Below are 18,189 nucleotides of genomic sequence, written 5' to 3'. Positions count from 1 at the left end.
ACGCAGGCCGCCGGCGGCGCTCGGGCCGGACATGCTCATGGTGGACACGGTAGCCGCCGCCAGGGCGTGGGCCCGCGTCAATTTTCCCCGGAAGTTCTGCACCACCTGGTGCCGCGACCGAGAGAAGGTTCTCCGGCGCCGCGGACTCCTGCCCGGCGGCCCGACCCCGCTGCTCCCGCACCACGCAAGCAGCCCCTGGACCTCCCCGACGACGCGGAGATTGTCAGCCTCACAACCCGAAGCAGGTAGAGAGGACGCACTCCGTCGAGACCGAGCAGCCAGTCTCCTGTCGACGTCGATGTCATGTCCGACGGTGGCAGTTCTATCCAACGACACGCGGGGTGTGGCGGAGCGCGAGGGGAGGATGCTGTTCTCGCTAGTCTTCTGAGTCAGGAATTCTGTTCAGATGTGTAGGGTTGCCTGGTGGCGCGTACTGGGCGGCCGAAGGCCGAGTTGATCCTGTCGGATGAGGAACGGGCTGCGCTGGAGGGGTGGGTTCGGCGCCGTTCCACCCCGCAGTCGTGGGCTTTGCGGTGCCGGATCATCCTGGCCTGCGCGACTGGCGCGTCCAACAAGGACGTGGCCGCCCAACTCGGTTCGACACCGCATGCGGTGGGCCGCTGGCGGAAGCGGTTCGTCGAGCACCGGATCGCCGGGCTGGGTGACATGCCGCGCTCTGGCGGGCCCCGGACGGTCACCGACGAGCAGGTCGCCGCGGTGGTGAAGCGGACGCTGGAGACCGCGCCGAAGAACGCCACGCACTGGTCGACGCGGGCGATGGCCACGGAGATGGGTCTGTCGCAGTCGACCGTGTCGCGGATCTGGCGGGCCTTCGGCCTGCAGCCGCACCGCACCGCACCGCACCGAGACGTTCAAGCTGTCGACGGACCCGTACTTCGTCGACAAGGTCCACGACGTGGTCGGCCTCTATCTGGACCCGCCCGAGCGGGCCTTGGTGTTCTGTGTCGACGAGAAGTCGCAGATCCAGGCCCTTGATCGGCCCCAGCCGGTGCTGCCGATGATGCCCGGCGTCCCGCAGCGGGTCACCCACGACTACGTGCGCGCGGGCACCACCACATTGTTTGCCGCACTGGAGGTGGCCACGGGGAAGGTGATCGGCTCCCTGCACCGCCGGCACCGTGCCGAGGAGTTCAAGAAGTTCCTGATCCAACTCGACCAGGAGATACCGGCGGACCTGGACGTGCACCTGGTGCTGGACAACTACGCCACCCACAAGACCCCAGCCATCAAAACCTGGCTGCTGGCCCACCCACGCTTCCACCTGCACTTCACACCCACCGGCTCCTCCTGGCTCAACCTGGTCGAGCGGTGGTTCGCCGAGCTGACCAACAAGCAGATACGACGAGGCGTCCACAGAAGCGTCCAGGCGCTGGAGAAGGACATCCGGACCTGGATCGCCGCATGGAACACCGATCCCAAGCCCTACGTCTGGACGAAGACTGCAGACGAGATCCTCGAACGCCTCGCCAGCTATCTGAACAGAATTCCTGACTCAGAAGACTAGGCGGCCAGCGTCTCGTCGTCCTGGGAGACGCTCCTGCGCTCGGTGTACCGATCGAGCAGGGCGTCCGCCGTGGCCAGGGCGTCCTCGGTGGTGCGGGCTCCGGTGATCACACACAGCGTGTAGGTGGCGTCCTCGAGTGCCCTGCTGGTGTGGCCGGTGGGACACACGTCGTGCTCCATGCGCGCGTGGGCGAACCGGGCCAGCACCGCACGCAGTTCCTTCTCCGCCGGAAGGATCATCGTGTTACCTCTCCCCTGGTGAGTCCCGCCTGCGCGGCGGCCTGCCGCCGCACCGCGAGGCGGTGACTGTCTCCATCGATTCCGCGACTCCCGCGACTCGGGCGGGACCGCGTCAAACAGAATCCCGAATGCCCGCACCGCAAGGTCTAATCCGACTTCTTCCCGGCCCCGGCCACGGGAGCTAGCACGTGGCGGCCTCCTCCAGCGTCGCCCGCACCTTGAGGAGCGTGTCGACCCCGGTGATCTCGAGCAGGCGGCGCAACTGCTGCGTCGGCGCGGCCACTCGGAGGTCGACGGATTGCTGGGTGAGGATCAGCAGATTCAGGAGGGTCGAGTCGGCGAAGGTGATGCGGGAGGCGTCGAGCACCACCCTCGGGTACTCCCTCACCGCCGCGTTCAACGCTTCCGACAGTGGGGTGATCGAGTACAGATCGTACGAGCCGCTCGCAGCGACGACGCAGACACCGTCCCACTCGTACCGCGTCACCGCAGCCTGGCCGAGGTCCTGTGTCCGGCCCGCGTCGGCAGCGTCCATGCACCCAGCGACCACCTCATGCAAAGACACCTCGGGTCCCTCCCACGCTACACAGGTCCTGTCATCCATTACACGAAAAGTATGTCATGTAGCAGAGTTCACGCAAAGACGGTCCGTAGAATGCCCTGCATGGTTGAAGTGCCCGAAGCTCGCCCCGGATGGACGTTCGTCACCAATCACGCCCGCGTGCTGGCGGCCATCGCCGACAATCCGAACATCCGGATCCGCGACATCGCCGCCCACTGCCGACTCACCGAGCGCGCCGTCCAGCGGATCATCTCCGACCTGGAACAGGACGGGTACCTCTCCCACACCCGCGACGGACGCACCAACACGTACCGCATCCAGCCGGAAAGGGTGCTGCGCCACCCCGCCGAAGCGGGCCTGACCGTGGCCTCGCTCCTCTCCCTACTCGTACAGGACGAGACCCACCGCGGAGGGTCCACGACCCGGTCGGCGTGGAAGGCCGGCACCGGCGACAAGGCGACGGACGGGCGGTAAGCACCGTTTTCCCGGCCATCGTCGCCGCGCCCGGCATGCGACCAGCTTCAACGGGCAGAGGAACGGTCCACAAAGGGAGGGGGACACGAACATGACGACGGAGTCGATCGAGACACCGGAGGCAAGGGCCGAAGGGTGTTGCTGCGCGCGCGAAGGACACAGCGGTACGGCTGCGAACGAAGCACCGGAGACGCCGCGCGAGCGGGTCAACCGTCGCTGGAACGAGATCATGCAGGAGACGCGCGTCGCTCAGACAGGCGTCCAGATCCTCTTCGGCTTCCTGCTCAGCGTCGCCTTCACCCCCCTCTTCCACGACCTGGACACCTTCGACCACGCCGTCTACGTCACCACCGTCATCTCGGGCGCCACGGCCACCGCGTGTCTGATCGCCCCGGTCTCCATTCATCGCTTCCTCTCGGGGCAGCGGATGAAGGACGAGATGGTCGAGGTCGCGCACCGGTTGATGATGTGCGGGATGCTCCTGATGACCGTGACCATCGGCTGCACCCTGCTCCTGATCCTGCACGTCGTGGTGCCGGGGCTGATGGCGAAAATGCTCGTCGGCGGCGTGATGGTCTGGTTCGCGCTGTCCTGGTACGCCCTGCCGCTGTGGCTTCGCCACCGGTCCGCCCGCCGTGCGGCACGGGTCCCCCCACGCCCGCGACAGCGCCGCGGTGGACGCGGCCGTATGCGGGCCGCCTGAGACGCGGAGCCGGTCCGGCCGGCGTTGCGGCGGACCGGCTACTGTCCCGCCGGGAAGATTAGTAGAATGCCGTACATGGCAGAGGTACGTGAATCTCACTTCGGATGGACGTTCGTCACCAACCATGCCCGCGTGCTGGCGGCCATCGCCGACAATCCGAACATCCGGATCCGCGACATCGCCGCCCACTGCCGACTCACCGAGCGCGCCGTCCAGCGGATCATCTCCGACCTGGAACAGGACGGGTACCTCTCCCACACCCGCGACGGACGCACCAACACGTACCGCATCCAGCCGGAAAGGGTGCTGCGCCACCCCGCCGAAGCGGGCCTGACCGTGGCCTCGCTCCTCTCCCTACTCGTACAGGACGAGACCCACCGCGGACGGCCGTCGCACGGCGCCACCCTGTCCCGCCAGGCGGAGACGAGCGGCGCGCGCTAGCGCGTGTCTCTTTGATGGGTTGGTCAGTTGATCGGATGTGTCTGTCCGTTTACAAGTCATCTCATTTGGCCGGGTAGGCTGCTGCTGTGGCGGGGCCACAGGGTGGTGGCCGACGTCGTCACGGCGACCGCGAGGTCCTGGCCGCGATCGTGTTCGTGGCGACCTCGGGCTGCACGTGGCAGCAGCTGCCGGCGGCGTCATCCGGGCCGTCCGGAGCAACGGCCCACCGCCGATTCTCCGAATGGACGAAGGTCCGGGTGTGGGCCAAGCTGCACCGCCTGATCCTCGACAAGCTCGGCTCCTGCTGCGGCCTGGGCCTCCCAGTGCGCGATCGACTCGGTGAACATGCGGGCCTTGAATAGGGAGACCTGACAGGTGCGAATCCTGTCGACCGGGGCAAGTACGGCTCGAAGATCCATCTGATCACCGAGCGGACCGGTCTGCCCCTGTCCGTCGGCATCTCCGGCGCCAACGTCCACGACAGCCAGGCCCTCATCCCACTCGTTAAGGGCATAACCCCGATTCCGATCCCGCCGCGGTCCCCGCCGCCGCAAGCCCGCCAAGCTCCATGCCGACGAGGGTTACGACTACCGCTACCTGCGGCAATGGCTGTCACAGCGCGGCAGCCAGCACCGCACCGCCCGAAAAGGCGTCGAGACCGCACAACGACTGGGCCGACACCTCTGGACCATAGAACGCACTATGGCCTGGCTCGCTGGCTGCCACCGCCGCTACGAACGCAAGGCCGACCACTTCCTCGCCTTCCCCAGCATCGCCTGCTCTCATCTGCTACCGCGCATGGTTGCACGGGCCGACCGTTAGCTTTCCAGCCATGTATCGGATCGATGAAGCCCTTCCAAGCGTCGACGAGTACCAGGGACTGCGGGCGTCGGTGGGCTGGGGCTCGCCCACACCCACCGATTGCGAAATCGCCCTAACTCTGTATCTCTTGATCGTCGACGTTGCAGTCCATCCGGATCATCGGGGTTCCGGCCTCGGACGTGGCATGGTCAGAAATCTGGTGGATTGGGCCAAGGAGCAAGGGACACGGAGCACACTGCTGGTCGCCAGCCCGGAAGTCGTCCCATTCTACAAATCCCTCGACTTCACCATTGATGACAACAGTCTGATGAAGCGCACACCCACCCGGGCTTTCTGAGCAAAATGAGATGAGTTCTTAGTGAGCGTTTGATTCTCATACTGGATAGTTCGCGTGGATTTGAAGGAGCCATATCGAGCACCTAAGGATGCGGTTCGCCGGAAAACACCGCTTCTGTGGTAATCGGCAGAGCAGTAATGCGCCGGTTTCTTGGTAAGAACTCCTGTCTCATTATCGACCTCGAGGTTGTCCAACGCGACCCCGCCACCCGCGGCTTCCACGTCCAGCCCCGCCGCTGGCTCATGCACCACCGCCGCCTGGCCCGCGACTACGAAACCCACCCCCGTGGTGGGGCGGACGTTGACCGAGCATGGGGCGGGGAATGTGGAGCTGGATCGTGCCGGACGGCTTGTGGGAGATCGCGAGGCCGCTGATCCCAGAGCAACGAGCACGGCCACAGGGCGGCGGAACATCGAACATCCCTGATGAGACGCTGTTCGCGGCCATCATCTACGTCCTGGGCAGCGGCTGCGCATGGCGCCAACATCCACCGTGATTCGGCATATCGAAGTCGACGGCTCACCGCCGATTTCCAATCTGGTCGAGAGCCGGCGTCTGGGGCCGCCTCCACGAGGCCGTGCTGCACCGTCTCGACGACGCCGGCCTCATCGACGTCACCCGCGTCGTCCTGGACACCGCGCACGTCAGGGCAAAAAAAGGGGGCGAACACACAGGTCCGAGCCCCGTGGACCGGGGCAAGCCGGGTTCCAAGATGCACGTCCTGAGCTCGGCCCGTTGTGGCATGAACGGCACCAGGCCAGGCTTGCGTCCAGGCCGCGGAAGCGGACGATCGCTGCCGGGACCAAGCACCGGCTGGTCTTCGTCGACCGGCTCCCGGCCGCCCTCGTGCACCTCCGACACGGAGTCACCCACGACGTGCTGGCCTGCCAGTTCGGGGTGGACCGCTCCACCATCACCCGCGCCGTCGGTGAGGTGCGGCCCCTGCCGGCCGAGCGCGGCTGCACCCTCAGTCCCGGAGTGCGGTTGCGGACCTTGGCCGAGGTCATCGACCAGCTCGGCGCCAGCGGGAAGACCGTAATCATCGACGGCACCGAGATCCGGGCCCGCCGGCCAGCCGCCGGGCACAAGGACCGGGACAGATTCATCTCCGGCAAGAACAAGCAGAACGCGCTCAAAACCATGGTCGTCACGGAGCAGGACGGCCGCGTGCTCTTCTGCAGCCCTGCCAAGCCCGGCAGCTGCGCGGACATCACCCACGCCCGCCAGCTGGGGCTGGTCAAGCTCCTGGCCGACGGGCCCGCGGTGGAAATCCTCGCCGACGCCGGCTACCAGGGCCTGGGCTCCCAGACCGGCGGCCGCGTGATCACACCGCCGCACCGCAAGTTCAAGAAGAACGCCCCGGACTGGTACGAGGACATGTACGAGCGCCAGTGCAAGGCGCACTCATCAAGGCGGATCCGTGTCGAGCACGGCATCGCCCACCTGAAGAACTGGCGGGCCCCGGCCCGCCACCTCGGCCGCCGCGAACACATGAGCGACACCGTCCAGGCCATCGCCAGCCTGCTCTCACACCAGCAAACCGCGAACCTGACGTCGGCACGGCAGACGTGAACACCGAACCCCACCGCCATCCTCGACGCCTCACCGCCTACCGTGCACGAGCTCGTTAGCTTGTTCTTTATCTACCGTCCGCGTCATTGGGCGGGGATAGGCGGTTCCAGACGGCGTCTGACCGGCTGACGAGCTTCCGAGGTTCGCAGGCGCTTCCGGCTGACAGGGCCTGCATCACGGTGTCGGGTAAGGCTCGGGCTTGGAGGGGGTTGCCGCAGCAGTACCAGTGCGGGTTGCCAGCGTCGCCTGCCACGCGCCTGGACTTATGCCTGTCGCCTTCCGGAAGAACACTGAGAAGTTGGACGCGTCGGAGAAGCCGAGCATGTTGGCGCAGCGGGCCGCGGTGAGGCGGTCGTACGCGAGGAGCCGTTTGGCTTCCAGGGCGATCCGGTCGACGATGTACCCCTTTGCCGTGCGGCCACTGACCCGCTGCACCGCTCGTGAAAGGGTGCGGGGCGCGTATCCCAGCGCACGGGCGTAGTAGCCGGCGTCGTGATGTTCCCGGAAGTGCGCTTCGACGCTGGATCGGAACAGCCGGAACACTGGATCCGAGATCCGCGCTTGGGTGTGCGGTGGCCGGAGCCGGGCGATCAGCGCGGAGAGCAGAATGTCGGACAGCTCCCTCGAGATGTCCCCAGGTGGGGCGGATGTCTCAAGGAGGAGGTGGTTGCGTGCGGCGTCCACGAACGGCCAGTCGGCGTCAGGAATGCTCCACTGCGCGACCAAGTCCGGGGACGCGACGAGTTCACGGGTGGCGTGAGTGACCGGAGCAGTCGGCACGAACAGCACGAGGTGTCCCGTCACGTCTGCGACGTCATCCCATCGGTGCACCGCGCCGGGAGGGACCCACACCGCGGATCGCTCCTTGAGCGGGTGCTGGAGGAAGTCCACCGTGACAGAGCCGTGTCCGGCATCGACTACGGCGAGAACGTGAAAGTCGGCACGCTGCGTGCGGCCGTCGTTCAGATCGCGAAGGCGGTCGAACGTCATCGTCTCGACCGTGGCGGCACGGCGCTCTGCGGGCTGGTAGGTCATCTGCCGGATCACAGTCACGTGTCCAGTTTCCACCATCAGGAGACCAGTCGCACCGATGCCCCGCCCGGGTGCGGGAGCTTCAATGAAGCCATAGGGAAATCGCCCATAAAAGTGACCAGGAGAGCCACGATGACTGCAAGGCAGCCGATGCTACTGCCCGTTTACGACCATCGGCCGGGGGCCGGACCTACCCTGGTGTTCCTGCACTACTGGGGCGGTTCCGCCCGCACGTGGGACCTCGTCGTCGACCGCCTCCCTGGTCGCGCCGTGCTCACGACCGACTTCCGAGGGTGGAGCCGATCGAGCGGTCTACCCGGCCCCTACACCCTTGGTCAGCTGGCCGACGACACACTCGCCGTACTCGCCGACGCGGGCGTCACCGACTACGTCCTCGTCGGGCATTCGATGGGGGGTAAGGTCGCGCAAATGGTCGCGGCAACCCGGCCCGCCGGCCTGCGCGGCATCGTCCTCGTCGGCTCCGGCCCGGCGAAGCCCGCGGCACAGATCACTCCCGAGTACCAGGAAGCCCTGTCCCACGCCTACGACTCCGACGAGTCCGTAGCCGAGGCGCGGGACCACATCCTCACCGCGACCGAACTGCCCGCGTCGATCAAGGCACAGGTCGCGACCGATTCGCGAGCCGGCGTCGACGCCGGCCGCACCGAATGGCCGCTCCGCGGGATCGCGGAGGACATCACCGAGCACACCCGCATGGTCAGCGTTCCCGCCCTCGTCGTCGCAGGAGAGAACGACCAGGTCGAGCCCGTCGACGTGCTCCGCGACAACCTTGTGCCCTACCTCAATCAGGCCGAGTTCACGGTGATCCCGACCACCGGTCACCTGATCCCGCTGGAAGCTCCGGCCGACCTCGTCGACGCCATCACGGCCTTCACACCAGCAGCCTGACCATCTGCGCAAGCTGACGACAGATCTCCCCTGATCGCCAGCCGGACACCCTGCCGTACAACAGGCGGCGGCCGAGGGCCGGCCCTCCCACGGTCCGTGCTCTCCCGCCGCACCTCGCGCGGCGAGGCGCTGGTCGCCGGTTCGGGCTGGGGGCTGTGCGGACTTGAGGCGAGGGGGGTGTCAGTGCACGACGGGGACCATGTCTGGCGCCAGGCTGTTCGCCTGGGTCAGGCACCCAGATCCTCCGTCACGGGCAGGCACTCGGTGAGCAGGTCGACGATGTCGCGCCAGGCTCGCTGCGCGTGCTGTGGGTGGTAGCCGACGCCGGGGACCGTGGGGTGGTCGACCGGCGGGTGGTGGAAGGCGTGCAAGGCGCCGCCGTAGACCACGAGGCGCCAATCGACGCCTGCGGCCTGCATCTCAGCGGTGAACGCGTTCCGTTGTGCGGGCGACATGATCGGGTCTTCCGATCCGACGCCGGCCCACACCGGGCAGCGAATGCGCGCTGCCTCGCCCGGTCCGCCCGTGGTAACGGCGTTGACTGTCGCGATCGCGCGCAGGTCGACGCCGTCGCGCCCGAGTTCCAGCCCGACGGCGCCTCCGGTGCCGTAGCCGATGACGGCGATCCGGTCGGGGTCGGTCCGCGGTTCGGTGCGCAACACGTCGAGCGCCGCATGGCCGATGCCACGCATCCGGTCGGGGTCAGCGAGTAGCGGCATGCAACGGGCCAGCATCTCCTCGGGGTCGCCCAAATAGCGCCCGCCGTGAAGGTCGAAGGCCAGCGCTACGTATCCCAGCTCGGCGAGAGCATCGGCCCGGCGACGCTCGACGTCGCTGAGCCCCATGCCCTCTGGGCCCACCAGCACCGCGGGCCGGCGCTCGACACCGGTCGGGAGCGCGAGGTGCCCGATCATCGTCAAACCGTCCGCCGGGTACTCGACCGTACGCGTCGTGATCGCTGTCATGAGACTGGACTGTAGTGATCGTCGAGGCCGGTCCGGCCACTGTTCTGCCACTGGCAGAACAGCGCGTGTCCCCCTGAAATGCGGGGGCCGGTCCCTCAGGGCTTCAAGATCCTTTCGTAGCCCACCACCGCCTCCATCGACGCGGTCGTCGCGACCCGCCCCCGACGTCGGCTGGGAGCAGCTACGCGTTGTGGAGAAAGGCCGGCGGTGGCGGCCCCCGGCAGCGCGAGGGGCTACCTAGCTTTTGTCGACGACGAGTTCGCCGTTCAGGATCACCAGGCGGAGTTCGCGCAGGTTGCGGATGTCCGTGGTGGGATCGGCGTTGAGCACGAGCAGGTCGGCGCGCTTTCCGGGGGCCACTGTGCCGAGGTCGGGGCGGACGCACTGCCTCGATGCGCCGCTGGTGCCCGCGGCCAGCACCTGGGTGGGCGTCATCCCGGCCGCCACCATGAGTTCGGCCTCTTCCAGGGTGTTGGCTCCGAACAGGCCCCGGCCGCTGAAGGTGTCACTGCCCAGCGCGATGGGCACACCGGCCTCGGCGACCCTCCGGAGGTTGCCGCGGGAGTCGGGGTGGGCGTCGTCGATCCAGAGCGTGGGCGTGTAGGTGACGCCGCGCTCGAGCATCAGGTCGATGAGCGAGTGGTCGGTGAGGGGCTCGACGGTGACGCCGTGCTCCAGGCCGTCTGCCCCGGCTTCCACCGCCTCGCGTGCCGCGGCTTGCTGGGTGGTGTGGACGGTGACCCGCAGGCCCCGCTCGTGCCCGGCCTCGATGCCGGCCCGAAGGAGATCGAGGGGAAGCCGCTCCAGCTCGACACCGTCCGGGAATGCGGGGTTCTGCCAGAGGTAGCTCGGCCCGTCGGAGTGTGCGCACGCGCCTTCCGACAGGAGTTTGATCGCGTCCACCTTGCGGTCGGCGAGGTGGTGCACCAGGTCGCGGATCTCCTGCGCGCTTTCAACCTCGCCGGTGAAGCGTTCGCGTGCCCAGGGATTGTCGCGGAAGACGGTGGCGGCGGGGTGACCGTCGCGTCCGGTGATGCCGCACCCCGTCGCCAGCAGCCGCGGGCCCCGCAGCGCACCCGCGGCGATCCTGTCCCGTGCGCCCAGGATCCCGTCCGTCGGATCACCCACCGACTTGATGGTGGTGATCCCGTGATCGAGGAACAACCCGAGCCGTCCGGGAAGCTCGTTCTCCTCGAAGGCCCGCATCGCATCCGGATCGGAGACCGCGCGCACGTCGTAGAAATGGATGTGCGTGTCGATCAGCCCCGGCATGACCCACCCTCCGGCCGCGTCCACCTCCTGTCTGCCCCTGAGCGGTTCGGCCGACACGGAAGTGACCTGTGTGCCGTCGACGGCGACGTCATACAGACCGGTGAGCATCCGGCGGCCGTCGAAGACACGTGCGCGGCTGATGACGAGGTCGTGGGTCTCAGGGCCACGAGCCTCGGCGCCCGTGGGCGCTGCCTCTTTCTGGTTCATTGCTCTCACTCCTGGCACGTCCTGACTGGGTGTTCGAGTCCGGGTGCGTGTAGAGGGGACCGTGCGGCTGCCGACGCCTGAGCAGGAAACCGCCCTGGAGCACCGCACCCTGGGAGATAACTGCAACTTTCTTAGTTACAGTTTGGGAATGCGTCACGACGCGGGACGCGTGCGTGTCACGGCCGGATCAGCGGCCCTTCACTTCGGCGTCGGAGGCCAGGATCCGTTGCAGCAGGGCGGCGATCGTCGTCCGGCCGAGCCGCTCCTCCAGGGCTCGCTCCGCATCCTGGAACTCGACGTCCAGCAGAGCGCCGATGTTGCGGCCGACCACACACGCCTCGCTGGGCGGATGAGGGTGCCCCGAGAAGATCCGCTCCCCCTCCACGGCGGCATACGCGTCGTAGAGCGTGATGTCCCGCGGGGCGCGGGCAAGGGACCAGCCACCTGCCCGCCCCTCGGTGGACCGCACGAGGTGAGCGTCCCGCAGGCGCCCGAGGACGCGCCGCACCAGAACTGGATTGCTCTCGAGACTGTCCGCGATCTCCGCGGAAGTCAGCATGCCTCCGCGCCGATGCGCCAGCATCGCAAGCGCATGGACCGCGACCGCGCTCCTGCTGCTGAGCCCCGCCATGTCCGACTCCTGCCGCCGATAAACTGCCACCAAGTTAGTTGCAGTTAGCTCGACGGTCAACCGACTGCCGCACTCGACGGCACCGACCGAGCCGGCATCGGCCGCGTCGGCGGCGACCTCGCACCTGCCCGCTCGACGTCCTCCGGCGACACCGAAGAGCCGTCCCTTCGAGCGCAGCCTCCTTTCTTGATCGACCGATCCAGATAGGTTACGGTGAGGCCATGGCAAGAACCCGGGAGTTCGACACCGAGGCGGCGGTGAGTCGCGCCATGGAACTGTTCTGGACGCGTGGCTACGAGGCGACCTCGGTGCGAGACCTCACCCAGCACCTCGGGATCGGACAGGGATCCCTGTACGCCGCGTTCGGCGACAAGGACGGCCTCTACCGGGCCGCGCTGGAGCACTACCGCACCACCCTCGCGGCGGCCGCCCTGCGCAGCCTGGAGGACGGCGCGGACGCCCGTGCGGCGATCCGCGCGCTGCTGACGGAGCGGATCCGCATCGCCACCGGGAACGACGGGCAGGGCTGCCTGGCCGTGAACGCCGTCTGCGAGCGGTTGCCTCAGGACGCGGCGACCCGGCGCACCGTGCGCGAGATGCAGGAGGCGAGCCGGGAGGCATTGGTGGAAGTCCTGCGAGCCGCGGCGGAGCGGGGCGAGATCGCGGCGCGACACGACCCGCACACGGTCGCCGCGTTCCTGATCACCTTCCTCAACGGGCTCCTGGTCTCCTCGAAGATCACGCCGGACGCGCGCAGTCTCGAACCACTCGTAGAGGTCGCACTGACCGCTCTCGACTGAGATTCCCGTGACCTGCCCGCCGGGCTTTCTCATGGCCCGAATATGGAACGCGCGATACAGAAAATGAAAGTCCGCTCCAGCCTCGACGACAGCGCCTCCGCCATCGGCGCCGCCCGTCCGAGCCGTCTGCGGACCCGGCCAACCCACCGCGCACATCCACGAAAGGAAGCACCACGTCATGATGTACGACCACACCACAACGCCCCTGCGCACCGGACGTGCCGCTGTCAACGGAACGAGCCTGCACTACCGGACGGCAGGTGACGGCCCCGCCGTGGTACTGCTGCACGGCGTGCCCAAGACCGGCTACCACTGGCGCCACCTGGTCCCGAAGCTCACCCCCCACCACACGGTCGTCGTGCCCGACCTGCGCGGTCTCGGCGACTCGGCCCGCCCCGCAGACGGCTACGACTCCGCGACGATGAGCGATGACATCGCCGAGCTGATGGCCGGCCTCGGCCACGAGACCTACGCCGTGATCGGCGAGGACTGGGGCGCCGTGATCGGCTACCAGCTCGCCGCCCGCCATCGCGACCACGCCACCGCCCTCGTCTTCGCCGAGGCGCTGTTCCCCGGCTTCGGCTTCGAGGACCACACCGCCCTCACCCCGGAGAACGTCTCCAGCGGCATGCACCTGTGGCACTTGGGCTTCTACTTCCAGCCTGACGTCCCCGAGATGCTGATCGCCGGGCACGAACGCGAACTGATCACCTACATGATCAAGAACGAGCGCAGTCACCCCGACACCGCCACCCCCGACGCTCTTGAAGAGTACGTGCGCTGCTATTCCATGCCCGGCGGTATCCGCGCGATGCTCGCCGTCTACCGGGCCATGCTGACCGACGCCGAACAGAATCGGCAGGCCGCCCGGAAGAAGCTGGACATCCCGGTCCTGGCACTCGGCGGCTCCGCCTTCATCGGTGAGCGCAACGAGGACCAGGCGCGGCTCGTGGCCCACGACGTCACCGGGCACGTCTTCGACGCGGGCCACGACCTCGCGGAGGAAGTGCCCGACGAGATGGCCGACGTGGTCCTGCCGTTCCTGGCAGCCCACAAGTAGCCTGCCCCTCCCTCTCCCGGCGGGTCCTGGTGGAGGCGCCGTCGCCGCCGCGTTCGGCATCCACGGCCCGACCTCGGCGCTGATCGCGCTCACCGGCCCGCTGCCCCTCCGGACGACCAATCTCGGTTGCGGTGGGCAGTGGGCCCGGTGAGGTGCCGGCGGGCCCGCACCGGTCTGCCCCTCCGCGGTGGAGCCGGCAACGGATCGATCACCGCCCACGATTCATCGGTCGGCTCACGACGACGCACCACGAACAGCTCGGAAGACCCGTGACCATCGCACCGGCCCAGCAGCCCTCCGGTGTGCGTCACCGGCATGCCGGTTGGTCTTCGCGGGACGGTTGCGGCCGGAGGGACGGCAAGGTCAGGTGCCACCAGTCGGTCAGGCGGTCGTCGAGGACGGTCGTACCCTCAAGGGCCTCGGTGAGGGTGCACAGGCCGAAGAACGCGGGCACGAGAGCGCGGGCCGTGCGGGCGGGGCGGACGTGCTCGTCGACCTGCCCTGCCAGCCGGGCCTGCGCGAGCAGTCGAGTGGCGGCGGCGGTCCACAACGCGAAGGGGTGGGGCACGGCAGCCTTGATGACGGTGCGCTCGGCCCACAGACGGGCACCGGCACGCGTCACGGGATCCTGGGTGAGGGCGTGCGCGATGTCGTAGCTGAGGGCGACGAGCCGTTCGAGCGGGGGGAGCGTGTCGTCGCCATAGCGTGCGGCGAGCTGAGACCAAGTGGCGAACCGGTCCTCGACGACGGCGACGGCGATTCCCTCCTTGCCGGTGTAGTGGAAGTAGACCGCACCGCTGGTCCGGCCCGACCTCGCGCTTATGTCATTGACGCTGGTGGCCGCGTATCCCTGCTCAGCGAACAGTTGGGCAGCCGCTTCAAGCAGTGATCTGCGGGTTGCCTTCGCCCGTTCCTGCAATGTTCCGTCCGCCCTCGCTCTGTTTTTACACCGCCCAAGAATTTAGTGCGCCAGCGCACGCCTGGCGTTCAAAGGGGGCACTTTCGTGCGCAGATTACATAGTTCTTTCGAATGCGAACGCCTGCGAGTGGTATGGGAGGCAAGGCACTCCGGTCCCCGCGCGGTCCGGCCACCGCGTCAACCGGCGTGCCCGGGCATGGGGTTGAGAGGCTCGGCGGCCGCGTCACGGATGTCGCCGCCGCACAGCCATACGCCTGTTTCCGATGTAAACCAAGTCACTGAAAAGGGTTATTGCCCGATTTGCCTGGACGGAAATAACGTAGCGGTCACTATCTTTCCGTTTCCTCCGGATACGGAAGTGCCCCATACATGCGAAAGCATGGGAGACCCCAGTGACCCCCTCGGACCACGATCTGCTCGACTGGTCGCCCGAAGCCGTCGTCTTCGACTGCGACGGCACCCTGATGGACAGCGAACGCCACTGGCAGGAGGCTCGCAGCCAGGCATTCCGGGAGCACGGACTCCAGCCACCCCCCGGGTTCGCCGAGCAGGCCCTCGGCCTGCACTACGAGGACTGCGGCCGGCTCATGGCGCAGTCCGTGCACAAACCCGAACTGACTGAGGACCTGACAGCCGCGCTTCTCGACCACTTCCTGGCACTCGTCACCGACGAACCGGTGACGATGCCAGGTGCGGTCCGGGTCGTACGGCTGCTCTCCGGCCGCTTGCCGCTGGCGGTGGCCAGCAACTGCCCGAGGGTCGTGGTCGAAGGCAGCCTGGCACGGGCCGGGCTGCTCGAGCACTTCGAGCACCTGGTCGTACCCGACACCGGGGACCGCGTGCGCCCCAAGCCGCACCCCGACGTGTACGCCGTGGCGGCCCGGCTCTGCGGTGTCGCCCCGCACCGGGCGCTGGCGGTGGAGGACTCCCTGACCGGTGTGGAAGCGGCCCGACGGGCCGGCCTGCGGGTCCTGGGCGTCGGTCCCGGACCGAAGGGCGTCGGCACCCCCCGGGCCGACAGGTGGCTGCCGACGTTGGACGCCCCCGAACTGCTGGCCTGGGCCGACGCGCTCGGCAGCCGACGGTGAACGCACAGGACGTGACGGCCCGCTGAGGGCCGGAGGGTGGCAATGGTCCTGGCCCCGGCCGGGGCGCGCCATCGACGGGTGCCAGATCAGCGTGTCCGGGCGGCCTGGCCGCCTGGTGCTGGTGAGGAGTCCCCCGGCCAGTAAGGAGGCCGCGCCGGTTGTCACGGCGCGTTGACCGCTCGCAGGGATGACGCGCCGACCACGGCGTACCACCCCTTGTCGTCGGCAGCGAGCCAGGTGACTGCCTCGTCCACCGGCCACTCCTTGAGCACTTTGCCTGTACGCAGTTCCAGCGCCCGGCACACCTGCCCGGCCGTGACGTAGGCCAGGTCGCCTCCGATGGCGGGCGGGCAGCGGGCGATGGCGTCGAACGACGTCCGCCACAGCTGCCGCCCGCCGTCCGCGAGGTCGAGTGCGTGCAGGGTCTTGGCATCCAGCCAGTTGAGCAGGACCCCGTCCCACACGACGGGGCCTCGTCTGCCACCGCCCGGCTGCGACGGCCAGCTGGTGTCGAGCCCGGCGGTGGGGTGGCTCCACAGCCGCTTTCCGCTGTCGGGGCTGAAAGCGATCAGGTCCTCCCCGGCGGTCAGCAACAGACCGGTGCCCGCAGCATGGCCGAGGGCCGTGGCACCATTCCCGGCGGTGAGGCTCAGTGGTTCATTGCGCAGGCGGTCGCCGGTGCGTACGTCGATGAGGTGCAGCTCGTCGGTGTCGCTGAGCAGGGCGAAGCGCTCGCCTCCGCGACCCTCCGGTGCGGGCAGAGTGACCGGCGCGGTCTGGGGCTGCCCGGTCTTGCCGAGCCCGGTGTAGGACCATGCTTCCCGGCCTGTGGTCGCGTCGAGGCAGAAGACCCGAGGATCCAGCGCTCCGGTGTCCGGGACGAGGAGCAGGCTGTTGCCGGAGACCGCGGGCGCTCGCCAGTCACGCGTCTTCTCCTTCTCGTGGGTGCGGGGTTCTTCGGTGGCGTGCGAGCTGCCCGTGGGCAGAGCGAGCGTGCGCAGCACCCGGTCGTCCGGGGATCCGCCGTCGTCGCCCAGCGTGACGAGCCGCCCGCCCGCGACGGCGAACCACTTCACGGTCCTCCGCCATGGCCGCTCCGGCGGCCGTGGGTCTCCTGTCCGTACCTCGTAGACCCTGTCCAGGAGCTCCGGGGCGATGAGCAGGCCGCCCGCGACACCCCAGAGCGGCTCCCGAGCGGCGTTCGCCGGCGCCTTGTCGTCCTGCCACCGCCTCGCCCCGTCCGTGGCACCCACGGCGCGCACCAGTCCCTGTGTGGCGGCCAGGCCTGGTCTCGCCCCGTGCACCAGCACCGTGTCCCCGGCGAGCAGAGCGGACGTGACGTCACCCGATCTGTCGTCCTGGCCGGTCAGCCTCCAGCGCTCCCGGCCGGGGTTCTTTGACCCTGTCTCCAGTACGGGACCGTCCTGCTCGGCGCCTGTGCCAGGCGTTTTCGACCCACGGGCCACGGCCCAGACAGCCAGGCCTGTGAGCCCGGCGCCACCGGTGGTGAGCACGGCGCGGCGGGTCAGGGTGCGCAGGCGATCGGCGCGGTAGGACGGGGCGGGGGCAGGCCGGGTGGGGGCAGGCCGGGTGGGGGCGGGCTCGGGTGTCGGTCGCCGCGGCCGCTCCGGCCCGGCGGAGGGTGACGGCTCTTCGGTGGCTGCCAGTCCCTCGCCCGCGATCAGTGACCGCAGTGGTTCCTCGCGCCACCACAGGGGCGCGTCCGGCGAGGCGGTCAGGGCCAGCACCCGTGCGAGGGAGGGCCGGCGCCACGGCTCCTTGCGCAGACAGCCGGAGACGAGTGCCCGCAGACCCGCCGTGTCCGGTACGCCGTCCAGGTGCGGCTCTTCGTGGGTGGCTCGGTAGAGCAGGACGGCCACGGGGCCCGAGCCGAAAGGCTGCTCGCCCGTCGCGGCGAAGGCCAGGACCGCACCCAACGCGAACACGTCGGCGGCGGGACCGGCATCGTCACCGGCGACTTGTTCGGGGGCCATGAAGCCGGGCGTGCCCATCATCGCTCCGGCCTCGGTGAGACCGAGGTCCCCGGCGGCCCGGGCGATGCCGAAGTCGATGACGCGCGGACCGTCGGTGGTCAGCAGCACGTTGGACGGCTTGAGGTCGCGGTGCACGATGCCCGCCGCGTGGATGCTCACCAGAGCCTCGGCGAGGCACGCCCCGAGTGACCGCACGGCCCGGGCGTTCAACGGCCCGCCTGCGACGACCGCGTGGCGCAGCGTGACACCCGGCAGGAATGCCGTGGCCAGCCAGGGCACCACGGAATCGGGGTCGGCGTCGAGCACCGGGGCGGTATGCGCGCCCGTGACGGCGCGCGCCGCGGTGGCCTCGCGCCGGAATCGCTCCCGGTAGCGCGGGTCCGTGGCGAGGTGTTCGTGGACGGTCTTGACGGCGACGAGCCGCCCGCCGGGGCTGCGCCCCAGATAGACCTGCCCCATGCCGCCCGACCCGAGTCGCCGCATGATGCGGTGACCGCCGAGGAGACGCGGGTCGTCGGGGAGCAGCGGCGCGCCGGGGAGCAAGGGGGCTTCCGTCATGTGCACCTGCTCCGGAGTGCGGCGTCGCCCGCTGCCCGGGGCGTCGGAGGGCAAGGAGTGTGCCGGGGCGCATGACAGG

At 68.7% G+C, this 18,189-nt stretch carries 17 protein-coding genes and 4 pseudogenes; 13 read left to right on the top strand and 8 right to left on the bottom strand.

The annotated features are described in order from the left end of the window. Window positions 1-423 precede the first annotated feature (423 nt). A pseudogene (locus tag ACIRGB_RS22760) lies at window positions 424-1,525 on the top strand (IS630 family transposase). On the opposite strand, the gene ACIRGB_RS22755 reads toward ACIRGB_RS22760, so the two are convergent. Both ACIRGB_RS22755 and ACIRGB_RS22750 read right to left on the bottom strand, forming a co-directional pair. Next, the gene (locus ACIRGB_RS22755; protein WP_403867991.1) at window positions 1,522-1,764 is read right to left on the bottom strand and encodes a DUF5133 domain-containing protein; all 243 of its coding nucleotides are present in this window, start codon (window positions 1,762-1,764) and stop codon (window positions 1,522-1,524) included. The pseudogene ACIRGB_RS22760 and the gene ACIRGB_RS22755 sit on opposite strands and share 4 nt — an antisense overlap. A 181-nt stretch (window positions 1,765-1,945) precedes the next feature. Then, window positions 1,946-2,299, bottom strand: a complete 354-nt coding sequence (locus ACIRGB_RS22750) for an STAS domain-containing protein (protein ID WP_403867988.1) — start codon at window positions 2,297-2,299, stop codon at window positions 1,946-1,948. 129 nt (window positions 2,300-2,428) lie between these two features. On the opposite strand from ACIRGB_RS22750, the gene ACIRGB_RS22745 reads away from it, so the two are divergent. From ACIRGB_RS22745 to ACIRGB_RS22710, 8 genes and pseudogenes are all read left to right on the top strand, one after another. Further along, entirely contained in the window at window positions 2,429-2,800 is a 372-nt protein-coding gene (locus ACIRGB_RS22745) for a helix-turn-helix transcriptional regulator (RefSeq protein ID WP_403867985.1), read from the top strand. Between the two features lie 91 nt (window positions 2,801-2,891). Continuing rightward, entirely contained in the window at window positions 2,892-3,503 is a 612-nt protein-coding gene (locus ACIRGB_RS22740) for a DUF6328 family protein (protein WP_403867982.1), read from the top strand. Between the two features lie 75 nt (window positions 3,504-3,578). After that, entirely contained in the window at window positions 3,579-3,944 is a 366-nt protein-coding gene (locus ACIRGB_RS22735) for a helix-turn-helix transcriptional regulator (RefSeq protein WP_403867979.1), read from the top strand. A 95-nt stretch (window positions 3,945-4,039) separates the two neighbouring features. After that, window positions 4,040-4,766 (top strand): annotated as a pseudogene (locus ACIRGB_RS22730) (IS5 family transposase); the annotation flags it as partial. Between the two features lie 10 nt (window positions 4,767-4,776). Then, complete coding sequence (locus tag ACIRGB_RS22725; protein WP_403867977.1) at window positions 4,777-5,103, top strand: GNAT family N-acetyltransferase; 327 nt, start codon at window positions 4,777-4,779, stop codon at window positions 5,101-5,103. A 173-nt stretch (window positions 5,104-5,276) separates the two neighbouring features. After that, window positions 5,277-5,477, top strand: a pseudogene (locus ACIRGB_RS22720) (hypothetical protein); the annotation flags it as partial. Further along, window positions 5,414-5,836 (top strand): annotated as a pseudogene (locus ACIRGB_RS22715) (transposase); the annotation flags it as partial. The pseudogenes ACIRGB_RS22720 and ACIRGB_RS22715, both read left to right, overlap by 64 nt. A 2-nt stretch (window positions 5,837-5,838) precedes the next feature. Next, the gene (locus ACIRGB_RS22710) at window positions 5,839-6,675 is read left to right on the top strand and encodes a transposase family protein (RefSeq protein WP_403867974.1); all 837 of its coding nucleotides are present in this window, start codon (window positions 5,839-5,841) and stop codon (window positions 6,673-6,675) included. Between the two features lie 174 nt (window positions 6,676-6,849). On the opposite strand, the gene ACIRGB_RS22705 is transcribed toward ACIRGB_RS22710, so the two are convergent. Beyond that, entirely contained in the window at window positions 6,850-7,746 is an 897-nt protein-coding gene (locus tag ACIRGB_RS22705) for a helix-turn-helix domain-containing protein (RefSeq protein WP_403867971.1), read from the bottom strand. A 93-nt stretch (window positions 7,747-7,839) separates the two neighbouring features. Between ACIRGB_RS22705 and ACIRGB_RS22700 the strand changes: the two genes are divergently transcribed. After that, window positions 7,840-8,616, top strand: coding sequence for an alpha/beta fold hydrolase (locus tag ACIRGB_RS22700; RefSeq protein ID WP_403867968.1), 777 nt, complete (start codon window positions 7,840-7,842; stop codon window positions 8,614-8,616). Window positions 8,617-8,843: 227 nt separating this feature from the next. On the opposite strand, the gene ACIRGB_RS22695 is transcribed toward ACIRGB_RS22700, so the two are convergent. The 3 genes from ACIRGB_RS22695 to ACIRGB_RS22685 form a co-directional block, all read right to left on the bottom strand. After that, window positions 8,844-9,581, bottom strand: a complete 738-nt coding sequence (locus ACIRGB_RS22695) for a dienelactone hydrolase family protein (RefSeq protein WP_403867965.1) — start codon at window positions 9,579-9,581, stop codon at window positions 8,844-8,846. A 237-nt stretch (window positions 9,582-9,818) separates the two neighbouring features. After that, a complete protein-coding gene (locus ACIRGB_RS22690) occupies window positions 9,819-11,060 on the bottom strand; it encodes an amidohydrolase family protein (protein WP_403867962.1) in 1,242 nt (413 codons plus the stop codon). Between the two features lie 187 nt (window positions 11,061-11,247). Next, window positions 11,248-11,691, bottom strand: a complete 444-nt coding sequence (locus ACIRGB_RS22685) for an Rrf2 family transcriptional regulator (protein ID WP_403867959.1) — start codon at window positions 11,689-11,691, stop codon at window positions 11,248-11,250. 221 nt (window positions 11,692-11,912) lie between these two features. Here ACIRGB_RS22685 and ACIRGB_RS22680 point away from each other — a divergent pair, with 221 nt between their 5' ends. After that, a complete protein-coding gene (locus tag ACIRGB_RS22680) occupies window positions 11,913-12,491 on the top strand; it encodes a TetR/AcrR family transcriptional regulator (RefSeq protein WP_403867956.1) in 579 nt (192 codons plus the stop codon). Window positions 12,492-12,669: 178 nt separating this feature from the next. Then, on the top strand, window positions 12,670-13,551 hold the full coding sequence (locus tag ACIRGB_RS22675) for an alpha/beta fold hydrolase (RefSeq protein ID WP_403867953.1): 882 nt from the start codon (window positions 12,670-12,672) through the stop codon (window positions 13,549-13,551). Window positions 13,552-13,858: 307 nt separating this feature from the next. Here the strand turns inward: ACIRGB_RS22675 and ACIRGB_RS22670 are convergent, their stop codons facing one another. Next, complete coding sequence (locus tag ACIRGB_RS22670) at window positions 13,859-14,470, bottom strand: ScbR family autoregulator-binding transcription factor (protein WP_403867950.1); 612 nt, start codon at window positions 14,468-14,470, stop codon at window positions 13,859-13,861. A 392-nt stretch (window positions 14,471-14,862) separates the two neighbouring features. Here ACIRGB_RS22670 and ACIRGB_RS22665 point away from each other — a divergent pair, with 392 nt between their 5' ends. Further along, window positions 14,863-15,558: an HAD family hydrolase gene (locus ACIRGB_RS22665; RefSeq protein WP_403867947.1), complete on the top strand. Its 696-nt coding sequence runs from the start codon at window positions 14,863-14,865 to the stop codon at window positions 15,556-15,558. Window positions 15,559-15,719: 161 nt separating this feature from the next. Here the strand turns inward: ACIRGB_RS22665 and ACIRGB_RS22660 are convergent, their stop codons facing one another. After that, window positions 15,720-18,110, bottom strand: a complete 2,391-nt coding sequence (locus ACIRGB_RS22660; RefSeq protein ID WP_403867943.1) for a protein kinase — start codon at window positions 18,108-18,110, stop codon at window positions 15,720-15,722. Window positions 18,111-18,189: the final 79 nt, after the last annotated feature.

This window comes from Streptomyces sp. NPDC102490, assembly GCF_044765285.1.
In the GTDB taxonomy this organism is placed as follows: Bacteria; Actinomycetota; Actinomycetes; order Streptomycetales; family Streptomycetaceae; genus Streptomyces.
This window is presented reverse-complemented; position numbering and strand designations above follow the sequence as displayed.

What these genes read in the sequence shown, in the direction of transcription:
- ACIRGB_RS22755 (WP_403867991.1), bottom strand. Translation starts at nt 1,764, where the DNA reads ATGATCCTTCCGGCGGAGAAGGAACTGCGTGCGGTGCTGGCCCGGTTC.
- ACIRGB_RS22750 (WP_403867988.1), bottom strand. Translation starts at nt 2,299, where the DNA reads ATGGACGCTGCCGACGCGGGCCGGACACAGGACCTCGGCCAGGCTGCG.
- ACIRGB_RS22745 (WP_403867985.1), top strand. Translation starts at nt 2,429, where the DNA reads ATGGTTGAAGTGCCCGAAGCTCGCCCCGGATGGACGTTCGTCACCAAT.
- ACIRGB_RS22740 (WP_403867982.1), top strand. Translation starts at nt 2,892, where the DNA reads ATGACGACGGAGTCGATCGAGACACCGGAGGCAAGGGCCGAAGGGTGT.
- ACIRGB_RS22735 (WP_403867979.1), top strand. Translation starts at nt 3,579, where the DNA reads ATGGCAGAGGTACGTGAATCTCACTTCGGATGGACGTTCGTCACCAAC.
- ACIRGB_RS22725 (WP_403867977.1), top strand. Translation starts at nt 4,777, where the DNA reads ATGTATCGGATCGATGAAGCCCTTCCAAGCGTCGACGAGTACCAGGGA.
- ACIRGB_RS22705 (WP_403867971.1), bottom strand. Translation starts at nt 7,746, where the DNA reads ATGGTGGAAACTGGACACGTGACTGTGATCCGGCAGATGACCTACCAG.
- ACIRGB_RS22700 (WP_403867968.1), top strand. Translation starts at nt 7,840, where the DNA reads ATGACTGCAAGGCAGCCGATGCTACTGCCCGTTTACGACCATCGGCCG.
- ACIRGB_RS22695 (WP_403867965.1), bottom strand. Translation starts at nt 9,581, where the DNA reads ATGACAGCGATCACGACGCGTACGGTCGAGTACCCGGCGGACGGTTTG.
- ACIRGB_RS22690 (WP_403867962.1), bottom strand. Translation starts at nt 11,060, where the DNA reads ATGAACCAGAAAGAGGCAGCGCCCACGGGCGCCGAGGCTCGTGGCCCT.
- ACIRGB_RS22685 (WP_403867959.1), bottom strand. Translation starts at nt 11,691, where the DNA reads ATGGCGGGGCTCAGCAGCAGGAGCGCGGTCGCGGTCCATGCGCTTGCG.
- ACIRGB_RS22680 (WP_403867956.1), top strand. Translation starts at nt 11,913, where the DNA reads ATGGCAAGAACCCGGGAGTTCGACACCGAGGCGGCGGTGAGTCGCGCC.
- ACIRGB_RS22675 (WP_403867953.1), top strand. Translation starts at nt 12,670, where the DNA reads ATGATGTACGACCACACCACAACGCCCCTGCGCACCGGACGTGCCGCT.
- ACIRGB_RS22660 (WP_403867943.1), bottom strand. Translation starts at nt 18,110, where the DNA reads ATGACGGAAGCCCCCTTGCTCCCCGGCGCGCCGCTGCTCCCCGACGAC.